This window comes from Tomitella gaofuii (genome assembly GCF_014126825.1).
Taxonomy (GTDB): Bacteria; Actinomycetota; Actinomycetes; order Mycobacteriales; family Mycobacteriaceae; genus Tomitella; species Tomitella gaofuii.
The window spans coordinates 2,118,816-2,134,499 of the sequence record NZ_CP059900.1; the positions used below are offsets into that span (position 1 = coordinate 2,118,816).

At 69.4% G+C, this 15,684-nt stretch carries 21 protein-coding genes; 7 read left to right on the top strand and 14 right to left on the bottom strand.

The window, feature by feature from the left end:
* Nucleotide 1: 1 nt before the first annotated feature.
* From H4F70_RS09925 to H4F70_RS09940, 5 genes are all read right to left on the bottom strand, one after another.
* Nucleotides 2–607, bottom strand: coding sequence for a UDP-glucose/GDP-mannose dehydrogenase family protein (locus tag H4F70_RS09925; RefSeq protein ID WP_182360008.1), 606 nt, complete (start codon nucleotides 605–607; stop codon nucleotides 2–4).
* Between the two features lie 140 nt (nucleotides 608–747).
* Nucleotides 748–1,161: a glycosyltransferase family 2 protein gene (locus H4F70_RS20200; protein WP_220471793.1), complete on the bottom strand. Its 414-nt coding sequence runs from the start codon at nucleotides 1,159–1,161 to the stop codon at nucleotides 748–750.
* A gap of 172 nt (nucleotides 1,162–1,333) precedes the next feature.
* A complete protein-coding gene (locus tag H4F70_RS20205) occupies nucleotides 1,334–1,555 on the bottom strand; it encodes a glycosyltransferase family 2 protein (protein WP_220471794.1) in 222 nt (73 codons plus the stop codon).
* Nucleotides 1,552–2,235 (bottom strand): polysaccharide pyruvyl transferase family protein, encoded by a 684-nt coding sequence (locus tag H4F70_RS09935; protein ID WP_182360009.1) that lies wholly within the window; start codon nucleotides 2,233–2,235, stop codon nucleotides 1,552–1,554. The genes H4F70_RS20205 and H4F70_RS09935 overlap by 4 nt, the downstream gene beginning before the upstream one ends.
* Nucleotides 2,236–2,297: 62 nt before the next feature.
* Entirely contained in the window at nucleotides 2,298–2,654 is a 357-nt protein-coding gene (locus H4F70_RS09940) for a hypothetical protein (protein WP_182360010.1), read from the bottom strand.
* Between the two features lie 168 nt (nucleotides 2,655–2,822).
* Between H4F70_RS09940 and H4F70_RS09945 the strand changes: the two genes are divergently transcribed.
* Entirely contained in the window at nucleotides 2,823–3,008 is a 186-nt protein-coding gene (locus H4F70_RS09945) for a hypothetical protein (protein WP_182360011.1), read from the top strand.
* Nucleotides 3,009–3,604: 596 nt separating this feature from the next.
* Complete coding sequence (locus H4F70_RS09950; RefSeq protein WP_182360012.1) at nucleotides 3,605–4,060, top strand: STAS domain-containing protein; 456 nt, start codon at nucleotides 3,605–3,607, stop codon at nucleotides 4,058–4,060.
* Nucleotides 4,061–4,189: 129 nt separating this feature from the next.
* On the opposite strand, the gene H4F70_RS09955 is transcribed toward H4F70_RS09950, so the two are convergent.
* Together H4F70_RS09955 and H4F70_RS09960 are read right to left on the bottom strand one after the other, a co-directional pair.
* Nucleotides 4,190–4,975, bottom strand: coding sequence for a SigB/SigF/SigG family RNA polymerase sigma factor (locus H4F70_RS09955; RefSeq protein ID WP_182360013.1), 786 nt, complete (start codon nucleotides 4,973–4,975; stop codon nucleotides 4,190–4,192).
* Nucleotides 4,972–5,400 (bottom strand): ATP-binding protein, encoded by a 429-nt coding sequence (locus H4F70_RS09960; RefSeq protein ID WP_182360014.1) that lies wholly within the window; start codon nucleotides 5,398–5,400, stop codon nucleotides 4,972–4,974. The genes H4F70_RS09955 and H4F70_RS09960 overlap by 4 nt, the downstream gene beginning before the upstream one ends.
* Nucleotides 5,401–5,711: 311 nt before the next feature.
* On the opposite strand from H4F70_RS09960, the gene H4F70_RS09965 reads away from it, so the two are divergent.
* Nucleotides 5,712–5,978: a hypothetical protein gene (locus H4F70_RS09965; protein WP_182360015.1), complete on the top strand. Its 267-nt coding sequence runs from the start codon at nucleotides 5,712–5,714 to the stop codon at nucleotides 5,976–5,978.
* A gap of 80 nt (nucleotides 5,979–6,058) precedes the next feature.
* Here H4F70_RS09965 and H4F70_RS09970 read toward each other — a convergent pair whose 3' ends face one another.
* The 5 genes from H4F70_RS09970 to H4F70_RS20550 form a co-directional block, all read right to left on the bottom strand.
* Nucleotides 6,059–7,477, bottom strand: coding sequence for an NAD-dependent succinate-semialdehyde dehydrogenase (locus H4F70_RS09970; RefSeq protein ID WP_182360313.1), 1,419 nt, complete (start codon nucleotides 7,475–7,477; stop codon nucleotides 6,059–6,061).
* A 167-nt stretch (nucleotides 7,478–7,644) separates the two neighbouring features.
* The gene (locus H4F70_RS09975; protein ID WP_182360016.1) at nucleotides 7,645–8,148 is read right to left on the bottom strand and encodes a flavin reductase family protein; all 504 of its coding nucleotides are present in this window, start codon (nucleotides 8,146–8,148) and stop codon (nucleotides 7,645–7,647) included.
* A 25-nt stretch (nucleotides 8,149–8,173) separates the two neighbouring features.
* On the bottom strand, nucleotides 8,174–10,579 hold the full coding sequence (locus H4F70_RS09980; protein WP_182360017.1) for a phosphoketolase family protein: 2,406 nt from the start codon (nucleotides 10,577–10,579) through the stop codon (nucleotides 8,174–8,176).
* A 3-nt stretch (nucleotides 10,580–10,582) separates the two neighbouring features.
* Nucleotides 10,583–11,164 (bottom strand): type 1 glutamine amidotransferase domain-containing protein, encoded by a 582-nt coding sequence (locus H4F70_RS09985; protein ID WP_182360018.1) that lies wholly within the window; start codon nucleotides 11,162–11,164, stop codon nucleotides 10,583–10,585.
* A complete protein-coding gene (locus H4F70_RS20550) occupies nucleotides 11,161–11,706 on the bottom strand; it encodes a hypothetical protein (protein ID WP_235681452.1) in 546 nt (181 codons plus the stop codon). The genes H4F70_RS09985 and H4F70_RS20550 overlap by 4 nt, the downstream gene beginning before the upstream one ends.
* A 246-nt stretch (nucleotides 11,707–11,952) precedes the next feature.
* Here H4F70_RS20550 and H4F70_RS09995 point away from each other — a divergent pair, with 246 nt between their 5' ends.
* Nucleotides 11,953–12,261, top strand: a complete 309-nt coding sequence (locus tag H4F70_RS09995; RefSeq protein WP_182360019.1) for a hypothetical protein — start codon at nucleotides 11,953–11,955, stop codon at nucleotides 12,259–12,261.
* 19 nt (nucleotides 12,262–12,280) lie between these two features.
* Here the strand turns inward: H4F70_RS09995 and H4F70_RS10000 are convergent, their stop codons facing one another.
* Complete coding sequence (locus tag H4F70_RS10000; RefSeq protein WP_182347479.1) at nucleotides 12,281–12,604, bottom strand: hypothetical protein; 324 nt, start codon at nucleotides 12,602–12,604, stop codon at nucleotides 12,281–12,283.
* Nucleotides 12,605–12,813: 209 nt separating this feature from the next.
* On the opposite strand from H4F70_RS10000, the gene H4F70_RS10005 reads away from it, so the two are divergent.
* On the top strand, nucleotides 12,814–13,158 hold the full coding sequence (locus H4F70_RS10005) for an RNA polymerase-binding protein RbpA (protein ID WP_182360020.1): 345 nt from the start codon (nucleotides 12,814–12,816) through the stop codon (nucleotides 13,156–13,158).
* A 224-nt stretch (nucleotides 13,159–13,382) separates the two neighbouring features.
* A complete protein-coding gene (locus H4F70_RS10010) occupies nucleotides 13,383–14,420 on the top strand; it encodes an iron-containing redox enzyme family protein (protein ID WP_235681453.1) in 1,038 nt (345 codons plus the stop codon).
* A gap of 40 nt (nucleotides 14,421–14,460) precedes the next feature.
* On the opposite strand, the gene H4F70_RS10015 is transcribed toward H4F70_RS10010, so the two are convergent.
* Complete coding sequence (locus H4F70_RS10015) at nucleotides 14,461–14,667, bottom strand: CDGSH iron-sulfur domain-containing protein (RefSeq protein WP_182360315.1); 207 nt, start codon at nucleotides 14,665–14,667, stop codon at nucleotides 14,461–14,463.
* Between the two features lie 213 nt (nucleotides 14,668–14,880).
* On the opposite strand from H4F70_RS10015, the gene H4F70_RS10020 reads away from it, so the two are divergent.
* Nucleotides 14,881–15,669, top strand: coding sequence for a HemK2/MTQ2 family protein methyltransferase (locus tag H4F70_RS10020; RefSeq protein ID WP_182360021.1), 789 nt, complete (start codon nucleotides 14,881–14,883; stop codon nucleotides 15,667–15,669).
* Nucleotides 15,670–15,684: the final 15 nt, after the last annotated feature.

The following is a 15,684-nucleotide window of genomic DNA, read 5'->3' on the forward strand; positions in this document are numbered from 1 at the left end:
GTCACGCGTCCGGCTCGAATCCGTTCGGGATACCCGGGCGGCCATTGCCGGTACGCACATACTTGAACCCCGCGCCACGCAGAGTCTTTCCGTCGAGAAGTCCTCGCGTGTCCACACATCGGCTTTCACGCATGGCCTCTGCGATCCGGTTCCAATCGAGCGCCTGGAACTGGGGCCATTCAGTGAGGACGACGACGGCGTGCGCCCCCGCCGTGGCGGCGTAGGGGTCGTCGCACAAATCGATCAGCGCGTCGACGGTGGACTCGATCGGTTCGACAACAGACGGATCGCACGCGATGACGTTGGCGCCCTGGGCGGCGAGGCGGTGGGCTACGTCGAGCGCCGGCGAGTCACGTGTGTCCTCGGTACCGGCCTTGAACGTGATTCCGAGGAGCGCTATCCGGGCGCCGACGAGCCGATCGGGCCCGATCGCGCGGCGCACCGCGCCCACCACCCTGTGACGCTGGAGGGAGTTCGAGCGGATCGTGGCGGCGAGAACAGGCATGTTCGCAGGGTGCTTCTTTGCGATCGCAGCCAGGACTCTCGTATCTTTGGGCAGACAAGAGCCGCCCCACCCGGGGGCGGCGCGCAGGTTGCCCTGCGTCATCGCGGCAACCGTTCAAGCGCGTTCGGCCCGCCTGTCGTGCGTGATGATGACGGCGGTGGCGCGCGTATCGCGGAGTGACCGCCTCAGCGTGGGGCCGGTGATCGTGCATTGTGCGCACGCATTCGTTCCATGCTTCACAGTCATGGGTTCTTCGCCTCCGTGAGGTGCGGGCGTTCGAACGCGGCCGCCATCGCTTCGACGGACGCGGGGAGTCGTCGGCGCAGCCGGTATGCGGCGGGCGCGCGCCGGAGGAATCCTGCGAGCGCGCTGCGCGCGACGGGGTCCGACGGCGCCGCGCGCGCGAGCCGCGCCATGCGGCGGAGCAGAGACATCGGCGGCCTGCGCATCAGGCAGATCAGCAGCTCGTTGCGCTGCTCGATGGCGCGCCGCCATCGCGGGGGCGGGCGCCGGGTGGAAGACATATGGTGCGCGAGTGCGTCGGCGATATAGCAGATCGCCCAGCCGGCGGCGGTGAGGTCCATCGACAGGAGTTTCTCCTCCGCCCCGAACCACAGCAGTTCGCTGAAGCCGCCGACAGCGTGAAAGGCATCCACACGCACAACCGCCGAACATGCGAGGAAGCCAAGCTGGCGGGGGCCGGGCAACCCCGCACTATCAAAGGGACTCGCCTCGAGTGTTGCGGTGATGGGGTCCGGCGTCCCGTGCGGCTCCACGATGGTCCGGGCGACGACGACCCCGATATACGGGTTCGCGTCGAGGATCTCTTCAGCGCGCGAGAGAGGCCGGATCCCACCACGAATCGTCGTCGGCGAAGGCGACGTAGCGGGTCCCCGCGGCCTGCACGCCGAAGTTCCGGCCGGCGGCGGCATTGTCCACAACGAAGATCGGCCACGGTTCGCCGTGCTCGGTAAGCCGTGTGAGGGTGTGCTCCAGCGAGTCGGCCCGATTGCGGGTCGTGATGACGATGGTGGTGTCTGTGGCGTTCACGATGGGAGGGCCTCGAGGAGAGCATCGACCGGCCCCTGTTCCGGCTCTCGGGCGCCGGAACCCATTTCGCCGGCACAGGCGAGGGCGGCACGTCGAGCCTGGGGAGACAGGCACCATCTCCACCACGACGGGAACGCTTCGTGCACGGCAGCGGCGGGGATGACTGCGGGCCACCGCAGCCCGCGCGCCTGCGCGGTCATCTTCGCGGTGCCTGACACCGGATCCACTGCGAGAACGGGCGCACCCGCTTTCAGTCCCAGGACCAGGCCGTGCAGGCGTGTCGAGACGAGGACGTCCATCCGCCGGAGGACCGAGAAGAACTGCTCGGGCTCGGCGAACATCGCCGCATCGTCGATCCCCATCCGGGTGTCGACGGCCGGGTCGGAGAGGTCGGTCACCGACACTCCCACGGCGATCCGGGTGCATCGGGCGAACAGGTGATGCAGCCACGCCACCTGCCACCCGTGGGCCGGCCCGCAGACGAACACGAGGTGGGTGTACCGGGAGGGGTCTGCGTCGTCCAGCGCCAAACCGGCCGGACGGTAGTGCGGGCTCCGGCAGGTGTCGTACCGGATTGCGGCCGAGTCCAATCGGTGGGCTACACGCCGCATCGCGAGGACATCGCCGGCGGTGGCCTCGCCGTGGACGAAGCTCGCCCAGCTCGTCAGGAGAATCTGCATGCCTGTGTACTTCCCGCTCCGTACCGGCCCATGCCTCGTCTTGGAGAGCCTCCGCCCCGGATTCAGCTCATGAGTGCTCCGCCGGCGGACGCGACGAACACGAGCATGACGGCGAACAGAAACCACCCCACCCCCAGCCAGACCATCCACGGCCCTCGCCGGCGCCATACCATCAGCGTGCGGACGAAGGCCGTGATCGCGCCCAGCACGATGATCGCCGGCGGGACGTAGACCATCACATACTGGGTGACGGACAGACAACCACTGGTTCCATCGTCGCAGTGCAGCGGCCTGCCCCACGACATCGTTGCCGTCACCGCGAGGACGATCAGTGCACCGACCACGACCGCGGCCGCGTAGACCACCGCGGAGCGCAGTACTCCGGAGGGCACCGGCGTGCGTTCGACACCCCAGCCCATGTCTGCATCACCTTCGCTTCCGTTGCGGGTGCGACGACCCGTCACGCACATCACTACCACCCCGCAGGGTGGCCCGCAGGTTCCATTGTCGACCGTATGTACTGTTTGCGGACCGGGGAGAACGGGTAGTCACTGTCGTCCACCCGTCTCGACGTTCCGGAAGGTGTGATGATGGCTGAGGAAGCGCGTGACGATGAGAAGGACACCCGGCATCGCGATGAACGGCTTCGCGACCTCGTCGACCGGATGGAGCAAGACGTGGCTGAGGAGCGCCGTGACGATGATGTGCGCGGGAACGTGGAGGAGCGCCAGCGCACCACACCCGTCGAGCCTGACGACCAGGCGCCCGATTGATGCTGTACCGATTCGCCGGGGTGAACCGTCGGACGGGCTCCGCGGCGTCACATCCACGCATTGCGTGCCGACCATGCGCTTCCGGTGGATGCACAGCCAGGGCACTGCACCGTGGCGCCCACAGACCAGCCGTTGAGCCGGCCGGCCTCGCGCGCGGCCTCCATGCCGTCCGCGTGAGTCTCGAAAGCGCGGTCGCACTTTTCACAACGCAGCTGCATCGACAACACTCCTTGCGGCTCCGGTCCGCAATCACGCGGACAGGTGCGGATACCCCGAGCGGTGCCCGGCAAACCGGCCGGGCCGTTCCGTGCGTGCGGACGTTGAAACCTTCAGTCGGCCGATTGATATCGGCCGACGGCGACGGTAGCGTCGGAAGTCCGGCGGCTGAGAACGCAGCCGCTGCCGCAGAAGAACACGAACGTACTGGACGCTTCTGCGGGCGATGCCGATCCAGTCCGCGAACAACGCGGGCGAGTGCGGCGAACTCAGACGCGTGAGCCGATGCGCCCGATCCATTGTGAATCTCGCGGGCCACTGCTCTTCGGCGACGACGGCATCCGAATCCGAGAGTCAGGAATCGGAGTTGTATGACATACGTGAACGTGTCGGAAGAGGCGCTGACGGAGAACGGCGTCGTCGGCGATGGAGGCGTTGGCGCCGCCGTTGAAAGCCACCAGGCGGAAGGTTTCCACGTTGCGGCCCCAAAGAATTCCAGCATCCTGAGGCAGGGCGGCCGCATCGTGACCGTCGTCGGCGAGGTCGACGCGGAGTCGGCGGCGGTGTTCGGCGAGATGCTGCAGTCCCTTGCCGATGCCGGCGTCGACGGCCTCGTCCTCGATCTGTCGGGCGTCGGGTTCATCGGCAGCAGCGGTCTCGCGTCCCTTATCGACTTCGCCCGTGTGATGCGCGATCGCGAACTGACGTGGTCGTTGTGTGCACTGCGCTCTGTATCGCGCCCACTGCAAATGCTGGACGCGGACACCCTTTGGCACGTCAGTGCGAACATCGGCGAGGCGCAACGGGCCGTGAGCAACGGGGCCGCGCGGCTCTGAGCCGGTACGGCGTGGCACCGGCACACCGCCGGTGCCACCGGGGGTGAACCGTCCGACTGACGGCTCGGGGTGGGAAAGCCCGGTCGCGCTGGTGGAGCGACGAGAGTTCATGGTTGCACGCTGCGGTCGTCAGACCGGGCGGCCGAGCTGATCCCGCAGTTCAGCGAGCGTGCGCGCGAGGATGCGGGAGACGTGCATTTGCGACAGTCCCACGCGCTCCGCGATCTGACTCTGCGTCATCTCCCCGAAGAAGCGGAGGATGAGGATCCGCCTTTCGCGCTCCGGCAACGCATCAAGATGCGGTTTGACCGCGACATAACCCTCGACGTTCTCCAGGTCGGGGTCTTCGCCGCCCACCACATCGCCCAGGCTGAGCCCTTCGGAGCCGGCGGACGGCGGCGCGTCCATGGAGTCGGGCTGGTAGGCGCTACGCGCAATGAGGCCCTCGGTCACCTCGTGGATCGACAGTCCGAGCTCGTCCGCGACCTCCGCTGCGGAGGGTGAGCGGCCGAGAGACTGCGCAAGCCGTTCGGAGGCGGTAGAGATGGCCAAGTGCAACTCCTTCGCCCGCCGGGGCACGTGCATCGCCCAGCCGACGTCGCGGAAGTGCCGCCGTACCTCCCCCATGATCGTCGGCACCGCGAAGGCGACGAAGTTGTCGCCCTTGTCCGCATCGAACCTGTCGATGGCATTCACCAGGCCCAACCGTGCCACCTGCAGCAGGTCGTCGAACGGCTCGCCGCGACCGTGGAAGCGCCGCGCGATGTGCTCGGCGAGCGGCAGGCAGCGCGTGATCACCGCGTCGCGGCGGCGGTCATAGCCGTCACCTGGCGGAACGCTGTGCAACGCCCGGAGCGCAGCCGGCACGTCGGCGTAGTCATCACCGGCGCGGCGCGGGCGACGGTGAACGGTCACGCCGCTACGCTCGAGCTCTTCGTGAAGGTGATCGACCAGCTGCGCCCCGCGCCTACGGGGCCGGTCTTGCCAGCAGTGACCCGGGCTTCATCGGTGAGGGTGTGCAGGACGTGCCAACCGAAGCCGGCCTCGTGCACCTCGGCCCCGGCGGGCAGTTCCGCGGACACGGAGACGGACATGACGTGGCGGCGCACCTCGATCGTCATCGTGATCGCCGGGTTGTCGGCCACGGATCGCTCCATCTGAGCGCACGCCTCGTCCACCGCCAGTTTGACATCCGCCACCTCGTCCAGTCCGAAGCCGTACAGGATGGCCAGAGTCTCGGCCACGGACCTCGCCACCGGGGCCTGGGACGAGGCGGCATCGAGCGTCAGGGTGACGGGTCCGCGGTGGTCGACTACCTCCGGTTCGGTGGCCAGATACATCCGGGATCCTTACTGAAGAGTTCGCAGAAGCAATGCCAGGTTACCCGAGCGGCGTTGGACGAAACGGGACCTCGGCACACCGATGCCCGTATTCCCCGGCCCGGGTAATCCCGATTGCACTGGCGTTTTCCGGTGCTGCGGGCCACAATAAGGGTGGACCTGGGCGGACCGGTCCTCATCTGGCATCCACGTGGTGGCCGCGATGAGGAATCGATCGCACACCGCCGCGATCGGAAGGACGCCGAGAGAACCGCCTCCCCGGGGCCGGCTGTTCGCATTGTGCGCAATGCCGAGTCGAAAGGGGCGCGATCATGGGCAGCAACTACGAGGGCCTCCTCGGATACTTCTTCTTCCTCGCGGGCCTCGCCGTCGGCGGGCTCACCATCGTGGCGCTGGCGATGGAGAACTTCCCGTACTTCATCACCGGCGCGATCATCGCGGTGGTGTGCCTGGCGGCGGGAATGGTGCTGTGGCTCAACGTCTCGCACCGTGAACACCATGACCCGCTCGAACCTGGCATGACCAGGGCGGGAATCCGCCGCTACGAGATGCGCCGCAAGACCGGCACCTGCATGTGACCTCGCATCCCGCCCGCGCACTGGTCCGCCTGCCGCACGGGCGGGGTGAGGTGCGCGGAGTGGGAGCACGACCGCCGGCGTCACGACGGCACGGTGCGCACCAGCTTGCGATTGACGAACTCGTACATCCCCATTCGTGACAGCTCACGGCCGAAGCCCGAGCGTTTGATACCGCCGAAGGGCAGATCGGCCTGGGTGAGCGTGGGCGCGTTGATCCAGACCATGCCGGACTCGACGCGGCGTGCGACCTGCTGCGCGACTTCCGCATCGGAGCCGACGATCGTCGCGCCGAGCCCGTAGGGCGAGTCGTTGGCCATGCGGACGGCCTCGTCGGCGTCGGCGACCTGATGCACCACCGCCACCGGCCCGAAGAGCTCTTCGGAAAACGCGCGCATCTCCGGAGTGACCCCGGTGAGCACCGTCGGCTGGACGAACGCCCTCGACCCGGCGGGCCCGCGCTCCGGCCCCGGCGGGCGACCGCCGCCGACGACGACGCGGGCGCCCTTGTCCACCGCGTCCTGCACCTGCTCGAGCAGTCCGTCCGCGGCTTCCTCCGACGACAACGGGCCCAGTGTGGTCTCGGGGTCCATCGGGTCCCCGGGGGCGTAATCGCTGAACCGCGCCGCCAGGGCGTCGACGAAACGGTCATGCATGTCCTCGGGGACGAAGAACCGCTTCGATGCCACGCAGCTTTGCCCGGTATTGAACATGCGCCCCTGCACCGCCATGTCCACGGTCGATTCCAGATCCGCGCTGTCGAGCACGATGAACGGGTCGTTGCCGCCGAGTTCGAGCATGCACTTAGTGACGTGGCGGCCGGCCTGCTCGGCAACGGCAGCGCCGGCCGCGTCGCTGCCCGTCAACGCGACGCCCTGCACGGACGGGTGTGCGATGACCCGTTCGACGTCCCGCGTGCGCAGGAACACGTTGGTGTAGACGCCCTCACCGGTGCCGGCGTCGGCGAAGATCCGCTCGATCTTGAGCGCGGTCATCGGGCACGTGGACGTGTGCTTGAGCAGGATCGTGTTGCCTGCGACGAGGTTCGGCGCGGCCAGGCGCACCACTTGATAGAGCGGGAAGTTCCACGGTTCGATGCCGAGGAGGACGCCGAGCGGCTCGTAGACGACGCGGGCGTCGCCGCCCTCCGCGATGTCGAGATGCTCCGGCTCGAGGAACCGGGGCCCGTTGTCGCCGTAATAGCGCAGGATGTCGGCGGACACTTCGATCTCCCAGCGGGCCTCGCCGACGAGCTTGCCCATCTCCGCGCTGATGGTGCGGGCAAGGTCGTCCGCCCGCTCACGGACCAACTCCGCGGCGCGGGAGACGATGTCGGCGCGTTCCTGTGCGCTGCGTTCCCGCCACTGCTCGAAGCCGGCGTGTGCGCGGTCGATGATCGCGTCGAGCTGTGCGATCTCCAGATACGGGAACTCGCCGAGCGTCTCGCCGGAGTACGGGTTGATGGAGCGGAACGGTTCCGCATCCGGTCCGCTGGCGCTCATCGGCTGGATACTGGTCGAAGTCACGGCGTCTCCTCCTCACTGCGGCCGCGCGTCGTGGGGACGACGGCTTTACGCTGCAGGGGTTTCTGCGGCACAGCGATCATGCTGCGGGGCGGATACCCATGACCGCACGGGCGCAAACGCGCCGTCACCGTTGCACTGGGGCGCTATGCGGGGTGGCCAGGATCGAGGCCGAGAACGTCATGCATCGTCAACAGTGGGGCGATGCGGTCCGCCCCGGCGGCCGAGTCGGGGGTGACGACGAATCCGGTGTGGTCGCCGAACCCGGTGACGGCGGTGATCGGACCCGCGAACCACGCCGGAACGCCGGCGAGGATCGGCACGCCGTGGGCGTCGGGTCGCCAGGAGCATGCGCCGAACTTGTCGACCTCGTCTCCGGTGCACGAACCGAAGAGGCGCGCGAGCCGATACTGGTCGGTCCCGAGAAGATGCACCGCCAGCCGGGATGCGTGGCGGGCCAGCCGGAAGGTGCGGTTCTTGTCGGACAGGCACACCAAGAACCGCGCCGGTGCGATGGAGGCCTGGCATCCGAAGCCGACGAGACATCCGGCACGTTCCTCGTCGTGGCAGGTGGTGACGATGAACATCGGCGAGTCCGACGCTGCGGCGATCCGTGCGAACTCGTCCGTGGGCTGCACGTCGGGATCCATGGGGCCTCCCGGGTCGGGTAGGGCGTCAACTGCGCGGCGGCATGCGCGTCAGTCGGGGATCGTCGACGCCGTGCCTGCGCGTGTACGCCTTGGCGTCGGCGCGGGCGCGCGTGAACTCACCGGCGGCCGCAGCGCCGTCGCCGCGCGCGGCCGGCCCGGCGCGGTCGAGGGCGTCGAGCGCCAGGCTGTAGCGGTCCATGCCGTTGAGCATGAGCATATCGAACGGCGTGGTTGTGGTCCCTTCTTCGCGGTAGCCGTGCACGTGCAGTTGCGGGTGGCAGGAGCGGCGGTACGTGAGCCGATGGACTGCGCCGGGATAGCCGTGGAAGGCGAAGATCACCGGGCTGTCCGGGGTGAAGACCGCATCGAACTGCGCGTCGTCGAGGCCCCGCGGCTCCTGCGCAGGGTCCTGCAGCCGCAGCAGGTCCACGACGTTGACCACGCGCACACGCACACGCGGCGCATGCGCTGCGAGCAGCCGCGCGGCCGCCACGGTCTCCCTCGTCGGGGTCTCTCCGGCGCACGCCAACACCACGTCGGGGTGCTGGTCGGTGCTTTCGTCCTGCCACACGCTCACACCGCGTGTGCAGTGCTCTCGCGCTGCGTCGAACGTGAGATAGCTCGGCGAGGGGTGCTTGCCGGCGACGAGAACATTGATGCGGCCCGTACTCGTGAGGGCGTCGTCCGCAGCCGCGAGCAGCGTGTTGGCGTCCGGCGGAAACAACACCCGCACCAGATCGTTCTTCTTGTTCATCACCATGTCGATGAAGCCCGGATCCTGGTGCGAGAAGCCGTTGTGATCCTGGCGCCAGGCATGCGAGGTGAGCAACAGGTTGAGCGACGCGGGCGGCCGGCGCCAGGACACGGCGCGGGCGCTTTCCAGCCACTTGGCGTATTGGCCGACCATGCTCGCGGCGACCTGCGCGAAGGCCTCGTACGTGGCCAGCAATCCGTGCCGGCCGGTGAGCAGGTACCCCTCCAGCCAACCCTCGCACAGATGCTCGGAGAGCACCTCCATCACACGGCCGTGCGGGCCCAGATTCTCGTCCCGCACCCCGGGCTCCATCGGGTCCTGCGCGCCGGACCGCCACACGCGGTCGGTGGTCTCGAACACCGCCGAGAGCCTGTTGGAATCGGCTTCGTCCGGCGAGAAGAGCCGGAAGTCGTGCGGATTGCGTGCGATCACGTCACGCAGGTGCCGGCCCAACGCCTCGGTCGGAGAGTGTTCCGGGAACCTCGGGGGCGCGGCCCCGGCACTCCCCTGTTCCGATGCGCCGACCGCGGCGGTCCGCGGGTCGGGCAGCTCGAGGTCGCGGCGAACGAGGCCGGCGTCGGCCCGGGGGTTGGCGCCCATCCGCCGGTCGCCGTCCGGCACGTACCGGAGCACTTCGGGCGTGGGACGCCCGGCTGCGTCGAACAGCTCCTGCGGCCGGTAACTGCGTAACCAGTGCTCCAGGTCCGGCAGGCGGTCGGGGTCGTCGCGGGACACCGCCAGCGGCACTTGGTGCGCCCGGAAGGTCCCCTCGACGGGCGTGCCGTCGACGACGGACGGGCCGGTCCATCCCTTGGGGGTGCGCAGCACGATCATCGGCCACCGGATCCGCCCGTCCGAGGATGCACCCGCGCGTGCGGAGTCCTGGACCGCGTCGATCCTGTCGACGCACCCGTCGAGGGCGGCGGCCAGGTCGGCGTGCACCTCCTCGGGCCGGTCGCCCGCGACTTCCACCGGCTCGTACCCGTACCCGCGCAACAACGCGTGCAGATCTTCCGGAGTCATCCGGGACAGGACTGTGGGTCCCGCGATCTTGTACCCGTTCAGGTGCAGGACGGGCAGCACCGCGCCGTCCGCCACGGGGTCCAGGAAGGAGGTGCCGTGCCACGACGCCGCCATCGGACCGGTCTCCGCCTCGCCGTCCCCCACCACGCACACCGCCAGTGCCTCGGGCGCGTCGAACACCGCGCCGAAGGCGTGCGCGAGGCTGTAGCCCAGCTCGCCGCCCTCGTTGATCGAGCCCGGCACGTTCGGCGCGGCGTGGCTCGGGATGCCGCCGGGCGTGGAGAACGCGCGGAACAGGCTCAGCACGCCGGCCTCGTCGCGCGGCATCGTCGTGTCGCGTTCGCTCAGCGACCCCTCCAGGAACGTGTGTGCCAGCAGCGCCGGGCCGCCGTGTCCCGGACCGGCGACGAAGAGCACGTCGCGATCGCGCTCGCAGATGAGGCGGTTGACGTGGCTGTAGACCAGAGTCAGTCCGGGGACGGTCCCCCAATGGCCCACGACGCGCGGCTTGAGGTCCTCCTGCCGCAGCGGCCGCCGCAGCAGCGGGTCATCGTCCAGATACAGCTGCCCCGCGGCGAGGTAGTTCGCGGCGCGCCATTGGGCGTCGACGGCCGACAGGTCCCCCCGACCGCCGGGGGGATGCTCTGCCTGCACCGCTCAGCCCGTGCCCGCGGCTGCGAAGATCCGCACCATCGCGGAGCAGAAGGCGGGCAGGTCGTCGGGTTTGCGGCTGGACACGAGGACGTTGGGCCCGTGGTCGCAGACGACGACCTCCTGATCCGCCCACTCCGCCCCGGCGTTGCGCAGGTCGGTGCGCAGGCTGGGCCACGAGGTGATCGCCCGGCCGCGCACGGCGTCGGCCTCGATCAGAGTCCACGGCCCGTGGCAGATCACCGCCACGGGCTTGCCCGCGTCGAAGAACGCGCGGACGAATGCCACCGCGTCGGCGTCGGTCCGCAGCATATCGGGGTTCGCGACGCCGCCGGGCAGCACGAGGGCGTCGTAATCGTCGGCGGCGGCCGCGTTCGCGACGGCCTCCGCCTCGAATGTTCCGCCGCGGTCGAGGTGGTTGAACGCCTGCACCGTGCCCGCATGGGTCGACACAAGCGTCGGTCTGCCGCCCGTCTGCTGCACCGCCCGCCAGGGGTCCGTCAATTCGATCTGCTCGACGCCCTCCGGCGCCACCAGCATCGCGATCGCGCGCCCGCCCAATCCGGTTGCGTCGCCTGCTGCGTTCATCGGTACTCCTCACCAGGGTCGTCGCGGTCTTCGATGCGTACCGACGCCGTGGGGACGTCGGCCTCGGCCGGCCGCGCGTCCGCATCGGCGGGCTCGGCCGCGTCCGCATCCGCGGGGCCGGTCGTGCGGTCGTTCCTGCCGGGTTCGCCGGTCGAGGCGCCTGTGCCCAGCGGCGCGGGCGCATCCGCTGCGGCGATCGGGCTGTCGGCGACCTCGGGGCCTGTCGGCTCTTCGCGGTCGCGCTCGCCGGGCGCCGGCTCGTCGGCGTCGGGGCGCTCGGACCACAGGCGATGCTCCAGGCTTTCGCCCTCGGCCTGCTCGCGCGCGGTCACGCCCTCGCGGTCCGCCGCGGACCACTCTTCGGGCGGCTCGACGCCCTCCTCGAGCGGGTCCGTCCCGAGGCGATCCTCATCGAGGTCTTCGGCACCGACCGCCGAGGTGAGATCCGTGTTGACCGCAGACTCCGGATCGGCCTGCGTTTCCGGGACGACCGGAGCCGCCCCGAGGCCGGGTCCGGCCTGATTCTCCGTCGCGTGGTCCATCACGTACTGCTCCTTTCCGTCCGCGCCGGTCGCGTCTGGTGCGACCTGTGCGCTTACGGACGGGCTTGCGGCTTCTGTCGGCAGGGTTCCCACGCAGCGGGCAATCAATCATGTGCGAGCGGGATCGCTGGTGCCGCCCGGAAGTGTGACGGGGCGGCAAACGGGTAACCGGGGCTCGCGAGACCATCGGGCAGCCGATGGCGACCTCCACAGGAGGCGACCTCCACAGGAAGGGAGGCGGAGACGATGCGTCAGAATTTTCCCGGCCTCATCGCCTGGACGTTGTTCCTCGTCGGGCTCGGCGCCGCCGGGGTGTGGCTGGTGATCCTCGGCAGGGGCGGCGGCGACGGTGCCGTCATCTCCGGCGTCATCGCGTTGGTGTGCCTGGTCGCCGCAGGCATGACGTGGATTGCGATCCGTCTACTGCTGCACAACGATCCGATGAATCCCGAGGTGCTCCAAGATGAGGAGCAGGTCTACCTCAAGCGTCGCCGTGACAAGCGCCGGCGCAGGGCGCAGGGCAAGGAGGGCGCCGCCGACGGTGAGCCGGTCTGACGGCGCCTGCCCGCCGCCGTCAGCGCAGGCGCTCCCCTTGGCGGGCGAGCGCGACGAGGTCCGCGCACATCCGCGCCAGTTCGTCACGCGGAGCGCCCTCATCGACGGCGGTAGCGACGTCCTCGCACGCGCACCGGAGCTGGAACGCCCTGTCGGATACGGCAGTCGCGTCGGCGGCGCTCAGGATGACGGCGTCGCCCGGAATGGAGGTGCCTGCGAGCGTCCGCCGTTGCTCGTAGGCGCGTTGCCGACACGATTGCCTGCAGTAACGGCGGCGCCGGCCGGCGGATACCTCGGCGACAGGCCTGCCGCACCAGGCGCACGGCGACGGCTTGTTCTGCACGCCCGGGAGCCTACCGCGCACCGGCGGCGCCCTCGCCGGTAGTCTTGACAGGCGAATCGCCGCCGCTTCGGGGCCGCCACGCGGCGGGAACGTTTGCGTGTCGTCATGCGTTGACCATGGTGAGTGGCTGCATCATGGGGGCGCATTGCGGTCACCCATCGCCGTCCACGGGCGGTACACCGGATAGTCGACTGAATTGAGGAGCGATCATGGCAGATCGAGTTCTGCGGGGAAGCCGTCTCGGCTCCGTCAGCTACGAGACCGATCGCGACCACGACCTGGCACCGCGCCGCACTGCGCGGTACCGCTGCGAGAACGGCGAGGAGTTCGAGGTGCCGTTCTCGGACGACGCCGAGTTCCCCGCCACGTGGGTGGGGCGCAACGGGCTCGAAGGCAAGCTCATCGAGGGCACTCCGCAGGAGGAGAAGAAGGCCAAGCCGCCGCGTACGCACTGGGACATGCTGCGTGAGCGCAGGTCGCTCGAAGAGCTCGAGGTGCTGCTCAAAGAGCGTCTGGACCTGCACAAGACGCGTCGGCGCAGCTCCGCCGGCTGAGTCCGGCGTGCACGGATTCCGCGCGGCCACTGCACAGCGCTTCTGACTCGGGCCCCGCACCACCAGGTGCGGGGCCCGAATCGTGTGCAGTCGGCATCCTATGGGCGAGGGCAGGCCTGGTTTGGCGCACGACAGCGCCGGGTAGTCGGTGCGGGGTGCCTGTTCTGCCGCATCAGGCCGGCCCCCGCACGCAGTGCACCGACGTTAGGACGGAGCCCGTCAGCATGATGCAGCCGAGCACTCCCCTACTGGACCGCCCGGATTCCGCTCCACCGCTGCCGGGCGCGCGTGGTGAACTGTCCGACTGGGTGCTGGCAAAGCTCGGGGGCCGTCCCGCCGGCCGCGCGATCCCCGACCCGGCCGGTGCCGACCCTCTGGGCGCAGACCTGCAGACGGCACTGCTCGTCTGCTATGAACTGCACTATCGCGGGTTCCGCGGTGTCGATGACGGATGGGAATGGGATCCGGCACTGCTGGAGTTCCGATCCGGTCTCGAGCGTGCGTTCCTCGCGCGGTTGCGCGGGCCGGCCACGGGTGGAGCCGCGGATGCAACGGGGCCCGCCGAGACCGTTCAGGACGCCGAAACCGTTCTGGACCAGATCACTGCTCCGCGCCCGGATGCCCGTGGGCCCGTCGATCACCTGGCGGCCGGCGGCTCGTGGGAGCAGATGCGCGAGTACTTCATCCACCGGTCCGTCTACCAACTCAAAGAGGCCGACCCCTACGTCTGGGCGATCCCGCGGCTCCGAGGGCAAGCGAAGGCGTCTCTCGCGGCGGTCGAGTTCGACGAGTTCGGTGCGGGCCGCGGCACACAGGTGCACTCGCGGTTGTTCGCCGATCTCCTGGACGCCGCCGGACTCGATTCCACGTATCTGGCGTACGCGGATCGGGCGCCCGCGCCGACACTCGCGGTGTCCAACCTGGCGACGACCTTCGGCCTCCATCGTGCGCTGCGCGGTGCGCTGGTCGGGCACTTCGCGGTCACCGAGGGTTCCACAGGGCCCGCGGCGAAGACGCTCGAACGGGCTCTGACGGCCATGGCGGCACCGGATCCGTGCGTGCGCTTCTACACCGAGCACATCGAGGCGGACGCGGTTCATGAACAGGTGGTCCGGCACGACATTCTGCGCCCGTCGCTCGAAGCCGAGCCGTGGCTGACCGCGGACGTCGTTTTCGGAATGCGCGCAGTGGCGATGCTGGAGGCGGACCTGGCCGCCATGCTTCTCGACAGGTGGGACCACGGCCGAAGTTCCCTCGTGTGACCGCCCCACGCCCGCCCGCGCGGAGAGGGCCTCGTGACATTCACTGCGGGCGTGCCGCTCCCTTCGCCGACCCCCGGCCGCGGATGCGTCCGCGCTGCGCTTTATGGCTCGCGTCGCACAACGGGTACATCGCGCTGCGATGGCACATGCAGATGGCCACCATGAACCGTGTCGAGCGCACAACCTCGCCCGACGGCAACGTCAGCTCAAGGGGGCCTTCGACCAGCAGCGGCCCGCCTGCCACCATGCGTGCGCGCCGGAACGGCGCCTCAGGCCGCGACGGCGCCGATGCGTCATGCAACGGGAGTCTCCTTTCGGTGGGAGGGGCCGTCAGTAATGCCCCGGACGGCGACCATGCAAACAGTGTTTGTCCTGCGACGCCGGTGGTATTCGCCGATGGCGCCCGGCCATTGCCCTTCGGCACGGACGCGGACGGAACGCATGGAGGACGGAGCTGAGGATGAACGGCGTCGGGGACGGTTCCACGGGTCTTCCGTGGACTGTGCGGTTGCCGGGTGTCTATCGCCCGCAAGAGGACACGGCGCTGCTGATCGAAGCGCTCCGCGCCCGGCCGATGACCGCGGCAACGTCGGTGCTGGACGTGTGCACCGGCAGCGGTGCGGTCGCCGTGGCGGCGGCGGCCGCAGGGTCGCGGCACGTGATCGCGGTCGACGTCTGCCGGCGTGCTGTCTGGACGGCGCGATGCAACGCGCTCCTGCACGGACACCGATGCGTCGATGTGCGCCGCGCCGATATGACCGACCCCCGTGCCGCGGGGCGCTTCGACCTCATCGTCTGCAACCCGCCGTACGTTCCCACTCCGCCGGCGTCACGCACGCGCGGCGCCGAGCAGGCATGGAACGCCGGTGCGAGGGGACGCGCATTGCTCGATCCGCTGTGTACGAGGCTTCCGTCGATGCTCACCGACGAAGGACGACTGTTGATCGTGCAGTCGGAGTGCGCGGACATCGACAGGACCGTCGCGTTGTTGGCAAGGCGATGCGCCGACGCGCGCGTAGTCGCACGTCGGCGGATCCCGTTCGGTCCCGTCATGTCTGCGAGGTCCGGATACCTCGAACGAGCGGGACTCCTCCCCGACCCGGCCGCACGTCCGGGGGTGGAAACCGAGGAGATCGTCGTGGTCGAGGCGGTCAAGACCGCGCGGTGGCCGTCTCACTCGGCGGCGGTGCGGTACAGGGCGCCAGCCCGTTTGACGACCGCACTGCAGCCGAGGGCCGTGCGGGGCTGACGCCGACGGCTGCCG

Bases quoted from the DNA above. Each gene is read 5' to 3' on its own strand.
- H4F70_RS09925 (WP_182360008.1), bottom strand. From the start codon at position 607: ATGACGCAGGGCAACCTGCGCGCCGCCCCCGGGTGGGGCGGCTCTTGT.
- H4F70_RS09935 (WP_182360009.1), bottom strand. From the start codon at position 2,235: ATGCAGATTCTCCTGACGAGCTGGGCGAGCTTCGTCCACGGCGAGGCC.
- H4F70_RS09940 (WP_182360010.1), bottom strand. From the start codon at position 2,654: ATGGGCTGGGGTGTCGAACGCACGCCGGTGCCCTCCGGAGTACTGCGC.
- H4F70_RS09945 (WP_182360011.1), top strand. From the start codon at position 2,823: ATGATGGCTGAGGAAGCGCGTGACGATGAGAAGGACACCCGGCATCGC.
- H4F70_RS09960 (WP_182360014.1), bottom strand. From the start codon at position 5,400: ATGTATCTGGCCACCGAACCGGAGGTAGTCGACCACCGCGGACCCGTC.
- H4F70_RS09965 (WP_182360015.1), top strand. From the start codon at position 5,712: ATGGGCAGCAACTACGAGGGCCTCCTCGGATACTTCTTCTTCCTCGCG.
- H4F70_RS09970 (WP_182360313.1), bottom strand. From the start codon at position 7,477: ATGAGCGCCAGCGGACCGGATGCGGAACCGTTCCGCTCCATCAACCCG.
- H4F70_RS09975 (WP_182360016.1), bottom strand. From the start codon at position 8,148: ATGGATCCCGACGTGCAGCCCACGGACGAGTTCGCACGGATCGCCGCA.
- H4F70_RS09985 (WP_182360018.1), bottom strand. From the start codon at position 11,164: ATGAACGCAGCAGGCGACGCAACCGGATTGGGCGGGCGCGCGATCGCG.
- H4F70_RS20550 (WP_235681452.1), bottom strand. From the start codon at position 11,706: ATGGACCACGCGACGGAGAATCAGGCCGGACCCGGCCTCGGGGCGGCT.
- H4F70_RS09995 (WP_182360019.1), top strand. From the start codon at position 11,953: ATGCGTCAGAATTTTCCCGGCCTCATCGCCTGGACGTTGTTCCTCGTC.
- H4F70_RS10005 (WP_182360020.1), top strand. From the start codon at position 12,814: ATGGCAGATCGAGTTCTGCGGGGAAGCCGTCTCGGCTCCGTCAGCTAC.
- H4F70_RS10010 (WP_235681453.1), top strand. From the start codon at position 13,383: ATGATGCAGCCGAGCACTCCCCTACTGGACCGCCCGGATTCCGCTCCA.
- H4F70_RS10015 (WP_182360315.1), bottom strand. From the start codon at position 14,667: ATGGTGGCAGGCGGGCCGCTGCTGGTCGAAGGCCCCCTTGAGCTGACG.
- H4F70_RS10020 (WP_182360021.1), top strand. From the start codon at position 14,881: ATGAACGGCGTCGGGGACGGTTCCACGGGTCTTCCGTGGACTGTGCGG.